The sequence below is a fragment of the Variovorax sp. RO1 genome (assembly GCF_002849325.1).
In the GTDB taxonomy this organism is placed as follows: Bacteria; Pseudomonadota; Gammaproteobacteria; order Burkholderiales; family Burkholderiaceae_C; genus Variovorax.
Map to the genome: position 1 here is coordinate 128258 of NZ_PKMT01000005.1, position 18050 is coordinate 146307.

17 protein-coding genes are annotated in these 18050 nt (G+C 66.7%); 2 read left to right on the forward strand and 15 right to left on the reverse strand.

Annotation, left to right across the window (positions count from 1 at the left end; all coding sequences use genetic code 11):
• Window position 1: 1 nt before the first annotated feature.
• The 4 genes from CY658_RS23680 to CY658_RS23695 are packed head-to-tail and all read right to left on the reverse strand — an operon-like array spanning window position 2 to window position 4686.
• The gene (locus tag CY658_RS23680; RefSeq protein ID WP_101492521.1) at window positions 2-904 is read right to left on the reverse strand and encodes an AAA family ATPase; all 903 of its coding nucleotides are present in this window, start codon (window positions 902-904) and stop codon (window positions 2-4) included.
• A gap of 58 nt (window positions 905-962) precedes the next feature.
• Complete coding sequence (locus CY658_RS23685) at window positions 963-1754, reverse strand: FAD binding domain-containing protein (RefSeq protein ID WP_101492522.1); 792 nt, start codon at window positions 1752-1754, stop codon at window positions 963-965.
• 35 nt (window positions 1755-1789) lie between these two features.
• Entirely contained in the window at window positions 1790-4174 is a 2385-nt protein-coding gene (locus tag CY658_RS23690) for a xanthine dehydrogenase family protein molybdopterin-binding subunit (RefSeq protein ID WP_101492523.1), read from the reverse strand.
• Between the two features lie 14 nt (window positions 4175-4188).
• Complete coding sequence (locus CY658_RS23695) at window positions 4189-4686, reverse strand: (2Fe-2S)-binding protein (protein WP_099795899.1); 498 nt, start codon at window positions 4684-4686, stop codon at window positions 4189-4191.
• 191 nt (window positions 4687-4877) lie between these two features.
• On the opposite strand from CY658_RS23695, the gene CY658_RS23700 reads away from it, so the two are divergent.
• The gene (locus CY658_RS23700; protein ID WP_101492773.1) at window positions 4878-6026 is read left to right on the forward strand and encodes a helix-turn-helix domain-containing protein; all 1149 of its coding nucleotides are present in this window, start codon (window positions 4878-4880) and stop codon (window positions 6024-6026) included.
• A 10-nt stretch (window positions 6027-6036) separates the two neighbouring features.
• Here CY658_RS23700 and CY658_RS23705 read toward each other — a convergent pair whose 3' ends face one another.
• The 9 genes from CY658_RS23705 to CY658_RS23745 form a co-directional block, all read right to left on the reverse strand.
• On the reverse strand, window positions 6037-6414 hold the full coding sequence (locus tag CY658_RS23705) for a nuclear transport factor 2 family protein (protein ID WP_101492524.1): 378 nt from the start codon (window positions 6412-6414) through the stop codon (window positions 6037-6039).
• A 91-nt stretch (window positions 6415-6505) separates the two neighbouring features.
• Window positions 6506-7999 carry a M81 family metallopeptidase gene (locus tag CY658_RS23710; RefSeq protein ID WP_101492525.1) on the reverse strand — a complete coding sequence of 498 codons (1494 nt, stop codon included), beginning with the start codon at window positions 7997-7999 and terminating at the stop codon, window positions 6506-6508.
• Window positions 7996-9132: an ABC transporter substrate-binding protein gene (locus CY658_RS23715; RefSeq protein ID WP_101492526.1), complete on the reverse strand. Its 1137-nt coding sequence runs from the start codon at window positions 9130-9132 to the stop codon at window positions 7996-7998. Before CY658_RS23715 ends, CY658_RS23710 begins: the two co-directional genes overlap by 4 nt.
• A complete protein-coding gene (locus tag CY658_RS23720) occupies window positions 9129-10409 on the reverse strand; it encodes a Zn-dependent hydrolase (RefSeq protein WP_101492527.1) in 1281 nt (426 codons plus the stop codon). Before CY658_RS23720 ends, CY658_RS23715 begins: the two co-directional genes overlap by 4 nt.
• Before the next feature lie 26 nt (window positions 10410-10435).
• A complete protein-coding gene (locus tag CY658_RS23725) occupies window positions 10436-11149 on the reverse strand; it encodes an ABC transporter ATP-binding protein (RefSeq protein WP_101492528.1) in 714 nt (237 codons plus the stop codon).
• Window positions 11146-11913 carry an ABC transporter ATP-binding protein gene (locus CY658_RS23730; RefSeq protein ID WP_101492529.1) on the reverse strand — a complete coding sequence of 256 codons (768 nt, stop codon included), beginning with the start codon at window positions 11911-11913 and terminating at the stop codon, window positions 11146-11148. The genes CY658_RS23725 and CY658_RS23730 overlap by 4 nt, the downstream gene beginning before the upstream one ends.
• The gene (locus tag CY658_RS23735; protein WP_101492774.1) at window positions 11910-12869 is read right to left on the reverse strand and encodes a branched-chain amino acid ABC transporter permease; all 960 of its coding nucleotides are present in this window, start codon (window positions 12867-12869) and stop codon (window positions 11910-11912) included. The genes CY658_RS23730 and CY658_RS23735 overlap by 4 nt, the downstream gene beginning before the upstream one ends.
• A gap of 8 nt (window positions 12870-12877) precedes the next feature.
• Complete coding sequence (locus CY658_RS23740; RefSeq protein WP_099795893.1) at window positions 12878-13738, reverse strand: branched-chain amino acid ABC transporter permease; 861 nt, start codon at window positions 13736-13738, stop codon at window positions 12878-12880.
• A gap of 93 nt (window positions 13739-13831) precedes the next feature.
• Complete coding sequence (locus CY658_RS23745) at window positions 13832-15037, reverse strand: ABC transporter substrate-binding protein (RefSeq protein ID WP_101492530.1); 1206 nt, start codon at window positions 15035-15037, stop codon at window positions 13832-13834.
• 217 nt (window positions 15038-15254) lie between these two features.
• On the opposite strand from CY658_RS23745, the gene CY658_RS23750 reads away from it, so the two are divergent.
• A complete protein-coding gene (locus CY658_RS23750) occupies window positions 15255-16019 on the forward strand; it encodes a FadR/GntR family transcriptional regulator (protein ID WP_099795891.1) in 765 nt (254 codons plus the stop codon).
• 59 nt (window positions 16020-16078) lie between these two features.
• On the opposite strand, the gene CY658_RS23755 is transcribed toward CY658_RS23750, so the two are convergent.
• Both CY658_RS23755 and CY658_RS32545 read right to left on the reverse strand, forming a co-directional pair.
• On the reverse strand, window positions 16079-17335 hold the full coding sequence (locus tag CY658_RS23755; protein ID WP_101492531.1) for a hypothetical protein: 1257 nt from the start codon (window positions 17333-17335) through the stop codon (window positions 16079-16081).
• Between the two features lie 321 nt (window positions 17336-17656).
• Entirely contained in the window at window positions 17657-17893 is a 237-nt protein-coding gene (locus tag CY658_RS32545; protein WP_143713778.1) for a hypothetical protein, read from the reverse strand.
• Window positions 17894-18050: the final 157 nt, after the last annotated feature.

Genomic DNA, 18050 nt, shown 5'->3' on the forward strand with positions numbered 1-18050 from the left:
CTCAGGTGGCGAGCGGTTCCTCGGGCCTCAGCAGGTCGGAGGCCAGCTCGTGAGTCAGCGCCGCCACGTCGTCGCGCTGCTTGAAGAGGATGCCGGCGGTGTCGACGACCACTTCGGGGTCGAGTTCGACGGTGTCGAGCGCGATGAGCGCCCTCGCCCACTCCACGCTTTCGGCAATGCCGGGTGCACGCTGGAAGGCGTTGACGAACGGCGCCGAGCGCAGCCGCGCGACAAAGGCCGCCACCTGCGCCGACAGCGTCTCGCCGGCCTGCGGCACCTGCGCGCGCACGATGGCCAGCTCGCGCTCGCGCTCGGGGTAGTCGAGCCAGTGGTAGAGGCAGCGCCGCTTCACGGCATCGTTCAGCTCGCGCGTGCGGTTGCTGGTGAGCAAGGTGACGGGCGGCACCACGGCACGCACGGTGCCGAGTTCGGGAATGCTGACCTGATACTCACCGAGGTATTCGAGCAGGAAGGCTTCGAAGGGCTCGTCGGCGCGGTCCACCTCGTCGATCAGCAGCACGGCACCGGGCGCAGGCGTCTGCAGCGCTTGCAGCAGCGGGCGGCGGATCAGGTAGTGCGGCTGGTAGACCTCGGCTTCGACATCGCGTGCCGCGCCCGTGGCTTCGGCCGCGCGCATGTGCAGCAGCTGCGCGGCGTAGTTCCATTCGTACAGCGCCTCGCGCTGCTCCATGCCGTCGTAGCACTGCAGGCGCAGCAGCTGGCGGTTGAGGGCGATCGACAGCGCCTTGGCCAGCTCGGTCTTGCCGACACCGGGTTCGCCTTCGAGCAGCAGCGGGCGCTGCAGCTTGAGCGCAAGGAACACCGCGGTGGCCAGGCGGCGGTCGGCAAAGTAGCCGGCCTGCATCAAACCGTCGGAAAGTGCGTCGATGGTCGGGAAAGTCATGGCGAAGCGTAGCGGAAGACGCGAGGGTGTCGCGCCTTCCGGTGGGTGTCGTGCTGCTTCAGCCGAGCGCCTTGGTGACGGCGCGTTGGGTCAGCACACTGATCAGGTTCGCGCGGTAGGCGGCCGAGGCGTGCAGGTCGCTGTTCAGGTCGCTCGCGTCGATCTTCACGGCGGCAGCTGCCGCGGCGGTGAAGCTCTTGTTGAGCGCGTCTTCGAGCCCGGCATGGCGGAACACGCCGTTGCCCGCGCCGGTGACGGCCACGCGCACGCCGCTGTCGTACTGCGCCAGGAAGATGCCGACCAGCGGGAAGTTCGAGGCCTTCTGGCGCAGCTTCTCGTACACGGCGCGCTTCGGAATGGGGAAGCGGATGGCGGTGATCAGCTCGTCTTCTTCGAGCGCCGTGGTGAACAGGCCCAGGAAGAAGTCGTCGGCCGCAATTTCGCGCTTAGAGGTGACGATGGTCGCGCCCGAGGCCAGCACCGCGCTCGGATAGCACGCGGCCGGGTCGTTGTTGGCCACCGAGCCGCCGACGGTGCCCATCGCGCGCACCTGCCGGTCGCCGATGCGCGCTGCAAGGTCGGCCAGCGCGGGGTACGCGGCCTTCACGTCGGCGTTGTTCGCCACGTCGAGGTGACGCGACATGGCGCCGATGGTGACCGTGCCGGCGTCTTTCTTGATGCCGGTGAGTTCCTTGATGCCGCTGAGGTCGACCAGTTGCTCAGGCGCCGACAGCCGCAGCTTCATCGAGGCCAGCAGGGTCTGTCCGCCGGCCAGTGGCTTGCCGCCCGCGGCGATCAGCCGGGTGGCATCTGCCACGCTGGCGGGCCGTTCGAGTGTGAAGGCATACATGGGGTGATTCCTTCTCTGTTATTTCTTATGTCGGTTCAGGGCTTGGCGGCGGCTTGCATCGCTTCCCAGACGCGGCTGGACGAAGCGGGCATGTCGAAATCCTTGACGCCCAGCGGCGCCAGCGCATCGAGCACGGCGTTGATGACGGCCGGCGGCGAACCGATGGCGCCCGCCTCGCCGCAGCCCTTGGTGCCCAGCGGGTTGTGGGTGCACGGGGTGCAGACGGTGTCGAGCTTGAACTGCGGAAAGTCGGCGGCGCGCGGCATGGCGTAGTCCATGAAGCTGCCGGTGAGCAGCTGGCCGGTTTCGTTGTCGTAGACGCAGTTCTCGAGCAGTGCCTGGCCGATGCCCTGCACCAGCCCGCCGTGCACCTGGCCCTCGACGATCATCGGATTGATGATGGTGCCGAAATCGTCCACCGCGGTGAAGCGGTCGACCTTCACTTCGCCGGTCTCCTTGTCGATTTCGACCTCGCAGATGTAGGTGCCACCCGGGAAGGTGAAGTTGGTCGGGTCGTAGAAGGCGGTTTCGTTCAGGCCGGGCTCGAGCTTGTCGAGCGGGTAGTTGTGCGGCACGTAGGCCGTGAGCGCCACCTGACCGAACGGGATCGTCTTGTCGGTGCCCTTGACCGTGAATTCGCCGTTGGCGAACTCGATGTCGGCGTCGCTCGCCTCCATCAGGTGCGCGGCGATCTTCTTGGCCTTGGTCTCGATCTTGTCGAGCGCCTTCATGATGGCCGCGCCGCCCACCGAGATGGAACGCGAACCGTAAGTGCCCATGCCGAAGGGCACGCGGCCGGTGTCGCCGTGCACCACATCGACGTTGTCGACCGGGATACCGAGGCGCGCCGCCACGACCTGCGCGAAGGTGGTTTCATGGCCCTGGCCGTGGCTGTGCGAGCCGGTGAACACCGTCACGCTGCCGGTCGGGTGCACGCGGATCTCGCCGCATTCGAACAGGCCCGCGCGCGCACCGAGCGCGCCCGCGATGTTCGACGGCGCGATGCCGCAGGCCTCGATGTAGCTCGAATAGCCCATGCCGCGCAGCTTGCCCTTGGCTTCGGTCGCCGCCTTGCGCGCGGCGTAGCCGTCAACCTCGGCCAGCACCCGCGCCTTGTCCATGCAGGCATGGAAGTCGCCGGTGTCGTACTGCAGCGCCACGGGCGTCTGGTACGGGAAGCTGGTGATGAAGTTGCGCTTGCGGATCTCGTCCTGGCCCAGGTTCATTTCCCAGGCGCAGCGCGACACCAGGCGTTCCAGCAGGTAGGTGGCCTCGGGCCGCCCGGCCCCGCGGTACGCATCGACCGGCGAGGTGTTGGTGAACCAGGCATCGACCTCGACGTAGATCTGCGGCGTCGTGTACTGGCCGGCGAGCAGCGTGGCGTACAGGATGGTCGGCACCGCGGTCGAGAAGGTCGACAGGTAGGCGCCGAGGTTGGCGTCGGTGTGCACGCGCATGGCGAGGAACTTGCCGTCCTTGTCCATCGCCATTTCGGCGTGGCTCACGTGGTCGCGGCCGTGCGCATCGGACAGGAAGCACTCCGAGCGCTCTGCCGTCCACTTGATGTTGCGGTTGAGCTGCTTGGCCGCCCAGGTCAGGCACACGTCTTCCGCATACAGGAAGATCTTGGAGCCGAAGCCACCACCCACGTCGGGTGCGATCACGCGCACCTTGTGTTCGGGCAGGCCCAGCACGAAGGCCGTCATCAAGAGCCGTTCGACGTGCGGGTTCTGGTTCGACACGTAGAGCGTGTAGTCGTCGGTGCCGCGGCTGTAGCTGCCGATGGCCACGCGCGGCTCGATCGGGTTGGGAATCAGCCGGTTGTTGACGAGGTCGAGCTTCGTGACGTGCGCCGCCGTGGTGAACACGTTGTCGACCGCCGCCTTGTCGCCGAGCACCCACTTGTAGCACTGGTTGTCGGGCGCTTCGTCGTGCAGCGTGGTGCTGCCGGTCTTCTTGGCCGCGTCGGCCACGCTCACGAGTGCGGGCAGCACGTCGTAGTCGACCACCACGGCCTCGGCCGCATTCTTGGCCTGCTCGACCGTCTCGGCCACCACCATGGCCACGTGGTCGCCCACGTAGCGCACCTTCTTGATCGCGAGGATCGGGTGCATCGGCTCCTTCATGGGGGTGCCGTCGGGGTTGTTGATGAGCCAGCCGCAGGGCAGCCCGCCCATCTTTCCTTCGATGTCCTTGCCGCTGAAGATGCCGACCACGCCGGGCATCTTCGAGGCCTCGGTGATGTCGATCGACTTGATCGTGGCGTGGGCGTGCGGCGAGCGCACGAAGACCGCATGGCTCTGGTTGGCCAGCGTGATGTCGTCGGTGTAGTTGCCCGCGCCGGTCAGGAAGCGATAGTCTTCCTTGCGCCGCAGGGCCTCGCCGATGTGCGGCAGGTTGGAGAAGTCGGAAGCACCCATGATGCGGCTCCCTTTCAGGCTGCGACGGTGGTCTTGACCGGGGTGCCCGAGGCCATGGCCTCGCCACCCATCTTCACGGCCTTCACGATGTTCTGGTAGCCCGTGCAGCGGCACAGGTTGCCCTCGAGCAGCTCGCGGATTTCCGATTCGCTCGACTTGGGGTGGTGGGTGCACAGGTCGATGGCGCTCATGACCATGCCCGGGGTGCAGAAACCGCACTGCAGGCCGTGGCATTCCTTGAAGGCCGCCTGCATGGGGTGCATGGTGCCGTCGGCTTCGGCAATGCCCTCGATGGTGGTGACGTCGGCGCCGGCCGCCTGCGCGACCAGGATGTTGCACGACTTGACCGCGCGGCCGTTCAGGTGGACCGTGCAGGCGCCGCACTGGGCGGTGTCGCAGCCGACGTGGGTTCCGGTGAGGTGGAGGTGCTCGCGGATCGCGTGCACAAGGAAGGTGTTCGGTGGGGCGTCGACCGTGACCGGGCGGCCGTTGACCTTGAAAGCGACCTGCATGTGGCTGTCTCCGTGGAAGGTGATGGCTGGTTCAGCGGGTCATCTTGGATGCCGCTCTTTCGCACTATCCTAGGCAAAAACCCTTGACACTTGCACAGACCGCGGGAAATTCTCAAAATGAAACAGCTTGTCGTCCGGCGAGCCCGGAAAAGCCACCCGCCCTCCCCGCGCGAAGAAGAATCCTCACGATGATGTCCGCTTCCGCCGCCCCGCCTCCCATCGAGCGTTCATTGGCCATTGCGCAGGCGCGCCGTGAGCTGATCGAAAGCGACGGCCCGCGTCCGCGCGCCGCGGCGCGGGTCGATCCGGGCATCACCCGCTCGTGGCAGCGCTGCCTTGAGGCCGGCCGCCGGCCCCAGCAGCGCGTGAGCTTCGAACCCGTGAGCCGCACCGCCAGCCGCGATGTCACGGAATGCAACAAGGCCCTGGTCACGGCGGCGCGTCCGGTGATCGAGCGGCTCTCGCGCGCCATTGCCGACACTCGCTATTTCGCCATCCTGACCGACGCCCGCGGCATCGTGGTCGACGTGGGCACCCTGCCCGACGGCACCGACCCCGCCGCCCGCTACGCACGCGACATCGGGCGCGTGGGCGTCGACCTGTCCGAAAACGCCATCGGCACCAGCGCCATCGGCACGGCGCTGGCCGAACAGGAATCGGTGTGGCTGCACCGCGGTGAACACTTCTTTGACGACACCAGTGTGTACAGCTGCGCCGGCGCCCCGCTCTTCGGCCCGCGGGGCGACTGCATCGGCATGCTCGACCTCACGGGCGTGCAGGTGGTCGAGCGGCCCGAGCTGCGCCACCTGGCCACCATGTCGGCGCGCAGCATCGAGAACCTGCTGGTGCAGCGCGAGCCCTGCGAGCTGCTGCTGCGGCTGCTCTGGCCCGGTTGCCCGAGCAGCGAGACCACCGAAGGCCTGCTGTGCATCGACGCGGCCGGCCACGTCACCGGCGCCAACGCGGCGGCGCGGCAGATGCTGCACCAGCCGCTGGCCTGCCATGCGGGGGGCCTGCATTTCAACGACCTGTTCGCGCTGCCGCTGCACATGATGTTCGACGCCGCCCGGCGCGGCGACGCAACGCTCGAGGTGCCGCTGTGGTCGGGCCTGCGGGTGCAGGTGCGGGCCCAGCGCGGCGGCAGCGAGCATGGCGACGTGCCCGGTATGCCCGGCACCGCGACCGACGGCCGCCCCCGCCTGCGCGACGTGGAAACCGCGCTGATCCGCAAGGCGGTGAACGATGCGCGCGGCAATGTGGCCGAAGCAGCGCGCACGTTGGGCATCAGCCGCGCCACGGTCTACCGCAAGCTCTGGCGCGGTCGGCCCACGGGCGACTGACCCAATCCCTTCACGCGCCCACGGGCACCTTGTCGAGAAAGCCCGTCACCACGCGCAGCTTGCCTGCGTCGACCTGCGCAAAGTCGGTGCCCTGGATCAGGTCGTCGGCGCCGCTCGGGCCCAGCGTCCACGAGAAGCGCAGGTTGTCGCCGTGCGCCTCGGCCTTGCCGAGCAGGTGGAAGCGAAAGCCCGGATAGCGCTGGTGCACCGCGCCGACCAGCGCGCTGATCTGCTCGCGGCCGCTGGCCTGCGCCATCGGGTCGACATAGCGGGCGTCGGCGGTCCAGCCGGTTTCGATGAGTGCGGCGCGGCGCGCGGCGTCGGTCTCGTTCCAGACGGCGATGTAGCCGGTGGCGATGGCATGGGCGTCGGAGGCGGCGGTGTTCATGGCGACTGTTCCTTTCGAGGGTTCGACCCGCAACAGCGCGGGGTGAAGGAATGGTCGCGGGGCACGCGCCGCGCGTCGATGACGTGACAGGTTATGCAGGCACGTCCATCGTCGCGTTCGCATCGAGCGGGAACACCGGCCGGCGCACCTGGCTGAACGGGAACAGGCTGTAGTCCGAGCTGGTCACGCCCGGGCTGTCGCACTCCACCAGCGCCGCCGACAGCGGCTCGAACACCGGTCGGCAGTACATGCGCGACTTCAGCAGCAGGAAGCGCTCTTGGCGCGGGTCGAGCCCGGCGCACTCGAACACGCCGATGTCCCACGGCTCCTGCGTGCGCTCGGTGACGACGATGCGTGCCGCGCCGATGTCGAACAGCACCGTGCGGCCCATGCTGCTGCGCTGGCCGGTGTAGGTGGGGCCGGTGATCACGTACTCGCCGTCACTGACCGTGCGCACGACGCCGGTCAGTTGCACCGGCGTCTTCGTGAGGCCGATGCCTTCCAGCGACACCTTGTTGCCCAGCGCCACCGTCACCTCGGCGCCCTCGCCCGCCGCGACCAGCGCGGCCACCGCCTCGGGGTCGCACAACGGCCCGACGCCGATGCCGTCCAGGCCCTGCGCCAGCGCCTCCTGCAGCACGTCCATCGTGTCACAGCTTCCGCCCGACATGCAGTTGTCGCCGTGGTCGAGCAGCAGCACCGGACGCGTCGCACCGCCGGCGATGAGCTTCGCGCGCGCTACCGATGCGGCCAGCGGCTCGCTGCGGTAGATGAAGGCTTCGCGCTCGGCCCACATCTGCGCCGCGATGCGGTCGGCCGTGGCCTGCGCGCGCGCGGGCGATTGGGCGTCGACCACGATCACGCTCATGCACGGCGCCGTGATGTCCGACAGCGAGAAGCCCGCCAGAATCGACACCGCCAGCGACTCGGATTCCTCCGCCGCGCGCGCGGCCTCGATGGCCCGCTGCATCGCGCCGGTGAACGAGGCGCTGCGCAGCGTGTGCGCCATCAGCGGCAGCTGTCGCCAGCGCATGTGCGGCTGGCTGCGCTTGGCCAGCAGGTCGAACAGCAGGCGGCCGGCGTGCTCGCCGGTCTCGTACATGTCGACGTGCGGGTAGGTCTTGAAGCCGACGATCACGTCGGCGTTCTCCACCATCGCGGGCGTCACGTTGGCATGCAGGTCCAGCGCCACGCCGATCGGCACGCCGGGCGCCGCGGCGCGCAGGCGCACCAGCAGATCGCCTTCGCCGTCGGTGCTGTTCTGCGCCACCATCGCGCCGTGCAGGTCGAGCAGGATCGCGTCGCAACCCGGCGCCGCATCGACGATGCATTGTGTGAGCGTGGTGTAGGCCTGCGCATCGACCGGCCCGCTGGGGTTGGCCGAGGCCGACACCGGCGTGACGACCTCGGCGCCCACGGCTTCGGCCAGGTCGATGAAGGCCGACATCGCGGTGCGCATGCCCTTGTTGTCGGTGTAGGCCTGCGCACCGAAGGTCGGGCCGTCGGGACCGAAGGCCGCGAGCGGCGTGGGCACGGGCGAGAAGGTGTTGGTCTCGTGGTTGAGACGGGCGATCAGGACTTTCATTGGGCAAACTTTCCGGAGCTTCCCAGCATGGTGATGTCGCCGAAGCTGGAGCCGTTGCGGTTGTCGGGACGGAACGCGACCGTGAAGCCATTCAGGTTCATGGGCGGAGAGTTCTCGATGCTGCGGCGCAGCGATTCGGTGGTGATCGGCCCCTTCACGCGCTGCAGCGATTCCGCAAAGGCCTTGGCCGTGATGTAGCCCTCCAGCCCCAGGTAGGAGCCTTCGCCTTCGCTGCCGGCGGCCTTCCTCGCGCGCTGGTATTCGTCGACGATGGGAAAGCGCGTCTTCCAGAACGGCGGCACCACCTGCGACAGCACGATGCCGCGGCTCCTGTCGCCGAGTTCCTTGTACAGAAGGAACGAGCTCGCCACCGAGTTCGTGTAGATCTGCGGATGGATGGGCGCGGCCACCAGCGAGCGGATGATGTTGATGGCCGGCGTGCCGGCCGCGATGACGTACACCGCCTGCGCCCCGCTCGCGATCACCTGCTGCGCGATGGCGGGATGGTCCTTTTCCTTCGGATCGAAGCGCAGCGACAGCAGCGCAGGCTGCTTGCTTTTCTCAAGCGCGGCCAACGCATCCTTCTCGATGCCCTTGCCGTAGGCGTCGTCGCTGGAGACGATGGCGATGCGCGTCAGGCCCACGGTCGTCAGGTGCTTCATCACACGCGAGACCTCGTCGGCATACGACTCCCGCACGTGGTAGATCGGCACCTTCGGCCCGCGCAGCACCGCCGCGCCGGTCAGCCCGCCGAAGATGAAGCTGTCGTACTTCGCCGCCACCGGCACCATGGCCGCGCCGATGCCCGTGCCCATGGTTGCGAACAGGCAGACGACGCGGTCCGTGCCGAGCAGCTTCTCGGCATTGGCCGCTGCCTTCTCGGGGATGTAGGCGTCGTCGTAGGTGATCATCCTGACGGGCCGGCCACCGACGCCGCCCGCCTTGTTCAGCTGGTCGAGGAACAGCGTCTGGCCTTCCATGAACGCGAGGCTGTTTGGCGTGAACGGGCCGGTGAGCACCGCAGACTGCCCGACCAGGATCGGCTCTCCAGCCGCCAGGGCCGCCGTCGACGCCGCGACCACGCCCATCGCCAGGACGCAGTGAAGGCCGATGCGGCGAAGCGCCGCCTTCACGCGGCCACTCCCGCGCTCTGCAGCATCGCCTGCAGCAGCACGTTGCAGCCGGCTTCGAGGTGGTCGGGCTGCGCGTCTTCGATCTCGTTGTGGCTGATGCCGTCCAGGCAGGGCACGAAGATCATCGCCGCGGGGCACACGCGTGCGAGGTACACCGCGTCGTGGCCGGCGCCGCTGATCACGTTCATCCACGTCATGCCCTGGTCTTGTGCAGCCTCGCGCACGGCCGACACCAGTGCGGGCGTGAACGGCTGCGGCGGGAAGTACACGACCTGCTCGACCGTTGCCTCGACCTTGCCCTTGGTGGCGATGCGCTGCACGGCTTCTTTCAGCGCCGCGTCCATGGCCGACAGCACCACGTCGTCGGCCGCGCGCAGGTCGACGCTGAGCTTCACGCGGCCCGGGATCACGTTGCGCGAGTTCGGGTAGTTGTCGATCCAGCCGACCGTACCGCGCCCGTGCGGCGCGTGTGCGAGCGCGATGCGGTTCACTTCGACCACGAGTTCGGAGGCGGCCAGCAACGCATCTTTTCGCAGCTCCATCGGCGTGGGACCGGCATGGGCTTCCATGCCCTGCACCACCACGTCGTACCAGCGCTGGCCCAGCGCGCCCTCGACCACGCCGATGACGCGCTCGTTGGCTTCGAGCACCGGGCCCTGTTCGATGTGCGCTTCGAAGTACGCACCGACCGGCGATGACACCGCCGAGGCGGGCACGGCGCCGGCATAGCCGATGGCCGAGAGCGCGTCGGCCACGCTCACGCCTTCGGTGTCGCGCTGCGCGAGTGCGTGTTCGAGCGTGAAGGCGCCCGCGAACACGCCGGAGCCCATCATCACGGGCACGAAGCGCGAGCCTTCCTCGTTGGTCCACACCGCCACTTCGAGCGGTGCTTCGGTTTCGATGCCCGCATCGTTCAGCGCGCGCAGCACCTCGAGCCCCGCGAGCACGCCGTAGTTGCCGTCGAACTTGCCGCCCGTGGGCTGCGTGTCGATGTGGCTGCCGGTGGTGATGGGTGGCAGCGCGTTGTTGCGGCCCGCGCGGCGCGCGAAGATGTTGCCGATGGCGTCCACGCGCACCTCGCAGCCGGCCTCGCGCGCCCAGCGCGTGAAGAGGTCGCGGCCTTGTCGATCGAGGTCGGTGAGCGCGATGCGGCACACGCCGCCCTTCTCGGTGGCGCCGAGCTGCGCGAGCTGCATCAGCGAGTCCCAGAGGCGCTGGCCGTTCACGCGCAGCGCGCGCACGTCCGGCGCGGTGGAAAGTTCGTTCGTTGTGTTCATGATTTTTGCGACGAATGGAGGGCGGATCAGGCAAGCCCGACGCCGAGATAGCGGTCTTTCACGTCGTGATCGGCCATGAAAGCGGCATTGCCAGCCTCGTGCACGATCACGCCCTGCTCCACGATGTAGTGGCGGTCGGCCAGCTGCACGCAGACCTCGAGGTTCTGCTCGACCAGGAGGATGGCCACGCCCGCGGCCTTGATGGTCTTGAGCTGCGCGACGATCTCTTCCACGATCACCGGTGCGAGGCCTTCCACGGGCTCGTCGAGGATCAGCAGGCGCGGGTGGTTCATGAGCGCGCGGCCGATGGCCAGCATCTGCTGCTCGCCGCCCGACAGCTGCCCGCCGCCGTTGCGCCTGCGCTCCTTCAGGCGCGGAAAGATGCGGTAGATGTCGGCCAGCTGCCAGGGCGAATCGCGCCGCAGGCCGAGCAGCAGGTTCTCTTCCACCGTGAGCAGCTTGAAGATGCCGCGGTGCTCGGGCACCAGGCACACGCCGCGCGTGGCGATGCGGTGCGGCGGCTGGCCCGCGATGTCGGCGCCCTGGAAGCGCACGCGCCCGCCCGTGGGCGCGACGGCACCGGCAATGCTCTTGAGCGTGGTCGACTTGCCCGCGCCGTTGCGGCCCAGCAGCGTGACCAGCTCGGCCTCGCCCACCGTGAACGACACGCCCTGCAGCACATGGCTCTTGCCGTAGTGCGCGTGCAGGCCGTCGACTTCGAGGATGTTCGCCGCGCTCATGCCTTGCCTCCGGTGATCATGTTGCCCAGGTACGCCGTGCGCACACGCGCGTCGGACCGGATGTCGCCCGGCAGCCCCTCGGCCAGCACACGGCCCAATTGCATGACGGTCACGGTGTCGGAGATGTCCATCACGATGTTCATGTTGTGCTCGATCAGCACCACGGTGTGCGCATCGCGCAGACTGCGGATGAGGTGCTTCATCTCGTCGAGGTCGTCGATGCCCATGCCCGAGGTCGGCTCGTCCAGGAAGATGGCCTTGGGCTTCGCAGCCAGCGCCATGCCCACTTCGAGGCGGCGCTGCTGGCCGTGCGAGAGCACGCTGGCGGCCGTGTCGGCCAGCCGTTCGAGGCCGACGCGCGCGAGCACCTCGGCCACGGTGTCGGCACAGGCGCGCTCGCCGATCGGAGCGCGCCAGCAGTTCATGGCCTGGCGCGGCGCAATGCCCTGCGCCGCCACGCGCAGGTTCTCGCGCACCGACAGGCTGGGGAACAGGCTCGTGACCTGGAACGAGCGCGCCATGCCGCGCTGCACGCGCTTGTGGTCGGGCTCGCGCGTCACGTCGTGGCCGTCGAACACGATGCGCCCACCCGTGGTGGTGCCGGTGCCCGTGAGCATGTGGAACAGCGTGGTCTTGCCCGCGCCGTTCGGGCCGATCACCGAGTGCACGGTGTTGCGCTTGATCTTCAGGTCGACGCCGCCGAGCGCGGCGAACTTGCCGTAGTGCTTGGTGACGCCGATGGCTTCGATGAGGATGTCGCTCATGCTTTTTCTCCCTGTGCCAGCGGCGCCTTGTCCGCAGGCGACGTCTTGCGGAACACCCGGCGCCAGGCGCTTTCGCCCAGGCCCCAGAGGCCGCGCTGCATACCGATGCTCACGCCGATCAGCAGCAGGCCCAGCAGCAACAACCAGCGCGGCCACAGCGTGGAAAGCCAGTCGGCCAGCAGCACGTAGAAGGCCGAACCGAGCACCGAGGCAAACAGGTTGCCGGTGCCGCCGATCACGGTGATGACCAGGATCATCTCGCTCGTGTGGTACTCGGCGTTCGACAGCGGCGCGATGCCGGTCATCATCGCGTGCAGCCCACCGGCCAAGCCGGTGACGGCACCCGAGATCACGAAGGCCAGCAGCTTGAAGCGCTTGAGGTCGTAGCCCACGGCGGCGGCGCGGTCCTCGTTGTCGCGGATGGCGAGCAGCGTGCGGCCGAAGACCGAATCGGTCACCTTGAGCAGCAGCGCGAACGCGATGAGGAAGATCACCGCCACGAAGGCGTAGTACTTCCACGGCGTGTCCATGAAGGCCGGGCGCGGCACGTCGAGCAGGCCGTTGTCGCCGCCCGTGAGCCCCGAGGCCGTGTAGGCCACGAAATAGAACATCTGCGCGAAGGCCAGCGTGAGCATCACGAAGTAGGTGCCGCGCTGGCGGATGGCGACCCAGCCGACCACCGCCGCGCCCAGCGCGCCCATGCCGATGGCGGCAAGCAATGCCAACGGCATCGGCAGTTGCAGCCGCGTGAGCAGGATCGCGATGGTGTAGCTGCCCAGCCCGAAGAAGATGCCCTGGCCGAACGAGAGCAACCCCGTGTAGCCCAGCAGCAGGTTGCAGCCCAACGCCGCGAGCGCGTAGATGAGCACTTCGCTCGCGAGCGAGCCCGAGCGCATGAACAGCGGCAGCGCGAGCGCGACGATCAGCGCCAGCAGGAAGGTGTATTTCTTTGGCATGGCGGCGGTCATCCTCTGCGGCCGAGCAGGCCATGCGGGCGCAGCAGCAGCACGGCGCCCATCGCGATGTAGATCATCAGGCTCGCCCCCGGCGGCCAGATGGTGCTCATGAGGCTTTGCACGATGCCGATCAGCACGCCGCCGACCAGCGCACCGCTGAAGCTGCCGAGCCCGCCGATCACCACGACCACGAAGGCCACGCCCAGCGCCTCGACGCCCATGAAGGGCTCGGCCCCGCGGATGGGCGCGGCCAGCACGCCGGCCAGCGCCGCCGTGGCCGCGCCGAGCGCGAACACCAGGCTGAACACGCGGAACACGTTGATGCCCAGCAGCGAGACCATCTCGGTCGATTCGCTGCCCGCACGCACCGCGCTGCCCAGGCGCGTGCCTTCGAGCACCCACCACAGCAGCACCGCGAGCACGGCGGTGAAGCCGATCACGAAGAGCCGGTACTTCGGGTAGATGAAGCTGCCCCACATCACCACGCCCTGCAGCAGGTCGGGCGTGGGCACGCTGTTGCCCAGCGGGCCCCAGAACACGATGACGATCTCTTGCACCGCGAGCGCCAGGCCCACGGTCACGAGGATGTGGAACTCGTGCGGCTTGGCGTACACGCGGCGCAGCAGCAGCTTCTCGGCCAGCCAGCCGAGCGCGCCGACGAACAGCGGCACCAGCACGAGCGCGGCCCAGAAGTTCAGGCCCCACTGCATGGCCTGGAAGCACAGGTAGGCGCCCAGCAGATAGAAAGCGCCGTGCGCGAAGTTCACGAAGCGCAGCAGGCCGAACACGATGGACAAGCCAACGGCCAGCAGGAAATACAGCATGCCGATGCCGATTCCGTTGATGGTCTGGAGCAGGTAGACGGACATAGGTGTCGTGGGGGTGGCAAACGTGCAGGCGGCCCACGCCCTGCCCGCGCCGCAAACGATGCGGGCGCGAGCGCGGCGCGAAGCCGGGCGGCGTCAGGCCAGCTTGCAGCCGGTCTTGTCGACGGGCAGGAAGGACTTGCCGGAACTGATCACGTCGACGTAGTCGGCCGGGTTGGCCATCTTCGACTTCGCCTTGCCCTTGAGCAGGTAGTAGTCCTTGATGACCTGGTGGTCGGCCTTGCGGATTTCTTCCACGCCCGTGAGACCGTCGAACTTCATGCCTTCGAGCGCGGCGATCACGGCCTTCTGGTCGACCGTGCCGGCTTTCACGATGCCGTCGATGAGGATCTTGGTGCAGATGTACGAACCGGCCAGGCTGTAGTTGGGCACGATCTTCAGCTTGTCGGCGGTGCGCTTCACCAGGTCCTTGTTGAGCGGCGTGTCGACCGTGTGCCAGTACTGCGCACCGAAGTAGACGCCGTCGCACAGGTCGGCGCCCAGCTCGTCGAACTGCTCCAGGCCCGAAGCCCAGGCCATGAGGATCGTCATGTTCTTGTGCATGCCGAAGCTCACCGCCTGGCGCAGCGCGGCCGACGACTGCGCGCCGAAGTTCAGCAGCAGCAGCACGTCGGGCTTGGCGGCCATCGCGTTGGTGAGGTAGCCGCTGAACTCCTTGTCGTTGAGCGAGTGGTAGCTGTTGCCCACGTGCTCGATGCCCTTCTCCTGGAAGATGGTCTTGGCGGCGCTCAAGAGGCCGTCGCCGAACACGTACTGCGGCGTGATCGTGTACCAGCGCTTGGCCTTGGGCATCGACGCGATCAGCGGGCGCACCGTCTGCTCGATGGCACCGAAGGTGGGCACCGACCAGCGGAAGGTGGCGGGGTTGCAGTCTTTGCCGGTGATCTCGTCGGCGCCTGCGGTGGTGATGAACAGGCCGCCGGCCTTCTCGGCCTCCTTGCCCATGGCCAGCGCTTCCGACGACAGGATGCCGCCCGCGAAGAACTTGGCGCCCTGCTGCTGCGAGGCTTCCTGCACCTTGCGCACGGCGGTGGCCGGCTTGCCTTCGGTGTCGAGCAGCGTGTAGGCCAGCGGGCGGTTCAGCACCTTGCCGTACTGCTCGATCGCCAGCTTCGTGCCCAGGTCGGCGAACTTGCCGTTGGCTGCGAAGGCACCCGACATGGGCACCGGTGCACCGAAGCGGATCACGTCGGTGGCCTGGGCGATGGCCGAGCGGTTCATCAGGAGCGAGGCCGGGGCGGCCGACAGGGCGGCGAGCTGAAGGAGTTGTCTGCGTTGCATGGGGTTCTCCGGTCGTGAGGTGTGGAAAGTGGGGGAAGAAAACACAGTGCCTGCGATCGCCGGCAATTTAAGCGGATAAATAGGATTAATATGCTGGTAAAAACCCGCTAGCAAGCCCCGTGCCCCAACCCAACCCGACCCTGCCGATGACGCCGTTAAGATCGCGCGCTGTTGCGCATCCCGCGCATCTCCCGATGTGCATGGATGGAGCGTTTTGATGAGAGTGGGGCACAACCCTCCGAAGCGGCAAAAGCTCTCGGACGTCATCGTCGAAGACGTCAAGCGATGGATCGTTGCCGAGCGCAAGCAGCCAGGCGACCGGCTACCGAACGAGAAGGAACTGATCGAGCTCTTCGGTTATTCGAAGAGCACGGTGCGCGAGGCGCTGAAGGCGCTCGAGGTGCGCGGGCTGATCTCGATCCGCACCGGCCCCGGCGGCGGCGCGTACCTGCAGCAGGTGTCGGTCGACCACGCGTCGGAACCGCTGCGCAACTTCCTGCACTTTCATCACCTCGACGGCCATCACATCTACCAGTTGCGCAAGGCGCTGGAGCCTGAGCTGGCCGTGAGCGTGGTCGGGCGGCTCACGCCCGAACACTTCACAAGGCTCGAAGAGAACGTGCGCCTGTGCACCATCGAGCCCACGAACGAAGACGAGCTGCGCACGCAGCGCGAGGCCGAACTGGCCTTTCACACGATGCTGGCCGAGGCCTGCCCCAACCCGGTGCTGTCCTTCATGTGCCGCTTTCTCAACGACCTGCTGCGCGACCTCGTCGTCTACAAGAAGGCGCTGGACCACCACCACTTCGGCGAGACCAACGTGGACTACCACACGCAACTGCTGGCGGCCTACCGCAAGGAAGATGCGGACGAGGTGCGGCGGCTGATGGCGGAGCACATGGTGGATGCGGAGCACCACATGCATGAGATGGAGGCGCACATCGGGGCGAAGCATTTGTTGCTGCCGAGCGGGCAGCGGTGACGGGGGCTAAAAACTACGGAAGTAGAAACCTCGGACGCGCATCATCCTTGCTTCTTTTTTTACCCTTGGCAGAGGGCGGCCTCAAGAGCTGCGGCAGTCTTGGCTCTTGAAGAAATTTCGGGCTTGATCCCGCTGAGGGAAGCGCCGGGATCATTCGGCTTTCTCAGCGTCGCTTGACGTGAGATCTCGTTCTTCGCGAATACCTTGCAAGCTTCCGCTCGGGCCTCCTTTGTGGACAGACTCGCAAGCACCGTCGCCAGTTTCACCATCTCCTCCAGAGCGCCACTTCCGCCCAATTGCACGGACCAGGCATCTGCGCGCAAGGCAAGGGGCGAAGGTTCAAACGCCATTCTTGGGTTACGAGGGGGAATCGCACGCACGTCGACGCCAGAAGCCGCAGCGCGCTCAAGTACCTCGGCAGATTCGACCACCTTGAGCACCTCGCGAAACTGCGCTGGTGTGAACGTGAAACCTGCATCCAACCACGCCACGATGCCACGGTCTTTCCATGTAGCGAAAGCCAGTTCGGCAACGGCCACTGGATTTCCCCAAGAGCAATCGCGCCGGTATTCACTGAGTCGCCACGTGCCGTCGATAGTGCGCGTTGTTCCGTCACTCGACGTTGCTTGGCGCCACAGCTCAAGCCACTTGCGTAGAAATTGCGTGTTCCCGACTTCTCGTTCGCCCAACAGCGTCAACACAACAAACATCAACGCCTGCTTTTCTTCCAGCGGAAGGCTGGTTTGGATCGAAAGTTCGGCAAACAGCAGCATCTCGGCCCCGTGTATTGCGGGGCGAGCTTCCAATTGCGACGAGTAGCGCTCGATCTTGAGTCGCACCAACTCGCATGCCAACGCTGGTTTCGACCATATCCCCCGCATCGCCAATACTTTGCTCAACTGCTTGCGGTCATCGGCCACCAAGAGCGCGGCGATGCCCGAGATCTCCTCATGCTCGTTTCGCCACGCTCTCTGCGCGCTTGAAGAGTGCGTCGCTCCAGCCAAGACGGTATGTACGACAAGGCAAAGTGGCAAGCCGAAGAGCAAGCCAGCTACGCTGACACCCAATGTCTTGGTGCCGAGTCCCAGCGCCATTGCCGCGACAAGACCCAGTCCAAACCCGGCTACGGCGATGACTGACAACCCCGCCGAGGCGGCATAGACGGCCCCACCGGATGGCGTGGCCGACCCCAGAAACAAGGTCAGTATGGGCAGGTAGGCCATCCACGCGTAGAAAGCGATGGCGGAAGCTTGACTGCCGAGCGAGGGAGTTGTTTTCGAATGGAAAAGTGGAGATTGTTCTTGCGGAAGGGTCATCAGTTCGATGGGGGTAAAGCACGTATGAATGTGGGGAATTGATGCCCTGCGCCCAGACGCAATGCGACGGGCTCGCTATTTGTGCGCCCGTTCAAGGCACTCCTGAAGCGCCCGCACTGGCCGTGAAGGCTTCAATGAGACCGATGTGGACCACCCCGCGCAGTTGCTGACGGCCCACTCCAAGGAAGACGCGAACGAGGTGCAGCGGCGGATGGCTGAACACATCGGAGCAAAGCATCTGCTGTTGCCTAGCGAGTAGCTGTAGCTCAGACACAGAGACACCGCGTCCAACGCGCGCCGAGATCTCCGTGCCGGCGTGCGTTATTCCGGGTCTGATGAATCTTGGCGGGCAGAAGCCTCGCGCTCGTTGGACCAGAGGATGAGTGCGATCACCGCGCCGACTGCAAGGCCGATCCCACCACCTGCCGCCATGAGGATCAGCGTGAACAAGCCGTTCACCGCCGTAGCAACGCTTGGGCCACCTCCAAAGCCATCGCTGATGGCATAGCCGACAAGAATTCCGATTGCGGTGCAGGCAAGTATCAGAAGTGCTTTCATGAGATCTGGAGTAGCTGGAAGTTGGCGATCCAAAATTCTGCTGCGAGCCAGGACGTGCGACTGCGAACAATGGTCACCCCGCGCGATATCGAGCAAGCAGCTCCAGTGAACGTGAAGAATTCATCTATGAGGACGACACACTCCGTACTTTCACATG

Bases quoted from the DNA above. Each gene is read 5' to 3' on its own strand.
- CY658_RS23680 (WP_101492521.1), bottom strand. From the start codon at position 904: ATGACTTTCCCGACCATCGACGCACTTTCCGACGGTTTGATGCAGGCC.
- CY658_RS23685 (WP_101492522.1), bottom strand. From the start codon at position 1,754: ATGTATGCCTTCACACTCGAACGGCCCGCCAGCGTGGCAGATGCCACC.
- CY658_RS23690 (WP_101492523.1), bottom strand. From the start codon at position 4,174: ATGGGTGCTTCCGACTTCTCCAACCTGCCGCACATCGGCGAGGCCCTG.
- CY658_RS23695 (WP_099795899.1), bottom strand. From the start codon at position 4,686: ATGCAGGTCGCTTTCAAGGTCAACGGCCGCCCGGTCACGGTCGACGCC.
- CY658_RS23700 (WP_101492773.1), top strand. From the start codon at position 4,878: ATGTCCGCTTCCGCCGCCCCGCCTCCCATCGAGCGTTCATTGGCCATT.
- CY658_RS23705 (WP_101492524.1), bottom strand. From the start codon at position 6,414: ATGAACACCGCCGCCTCCGACGCCCATGCCATCGCCACCGGCTACATC.
- CY658_RS23710 (WP_101492525.1), bottom strand. From the start codon at position 7,999: ATGAAAGTCCTGATCGCCCGTCTCAACCACGAGACCAACACCTTCTCG.
- CY658_RS23720 (WP_101492527.1), bottom strand. From the start codon at position 10,409: ATGAACACAACGAACGAACTTTCCACCGCGCCGGACGTGCGCGCGCTG.
- CY658_RS23725 (WP_101492528.1), bottom strand. From the start codon at position 11,149: ATGAGCGCGGCGAACATCCTCGAAGTCGACGGCCTGCACGCGCACTAC.
- CY658_RS23730 (WP_101492529.1), bottom strand. From the start codon at position 11,913: ATGAGCGACATCCTCATCGAAGCCATCGGCGTCACCAAGCACTACGGC.
- CY658_RS23735 (WP_101492774.1), bottom strand. From the start codon at position 12,869: ATGCCAAAGAAATACACCTTCCTGCTGGCGCTGATCGTCGCGCTCGCG.
- CY658_RS23740 (WP_099795893.1), bottom strand. From the start codon at position 13,738: ATGTCCGTCTACCTGCTCCAGACCATCAACGGAATCGGCATCGGCATG.
- CY658_RS23745 (WP_101492530.1), bottom strand. From the start codon at position 15,037: ATGCAACGCAGACAACTCCTTCAGCTCGCCGCCCTGTCGGCCGCCCCG.
- CY658_RS23750 (WP_099795891.1), top strand. From the start codon at position 15,255: ATGAGAGTGGGGCACAACCCTCCGAAGCGGCAAAAGCTCTCGGACGTC.
- CY658_RS23755 (WP_101492531.1), bottom strand. From the start codon at position 17,335: ATGACCCTTCCGCAAGAACAATCTCCACTTTTCCATTCGAAAACAACT.
- CY658_RS32545 (WP_143713778.1), bottom strand. From the start codon at position 17,893: ATGAAAGCACTTCTGATACTTGCCTGCACCGCAATCGGAATTCTTGTC.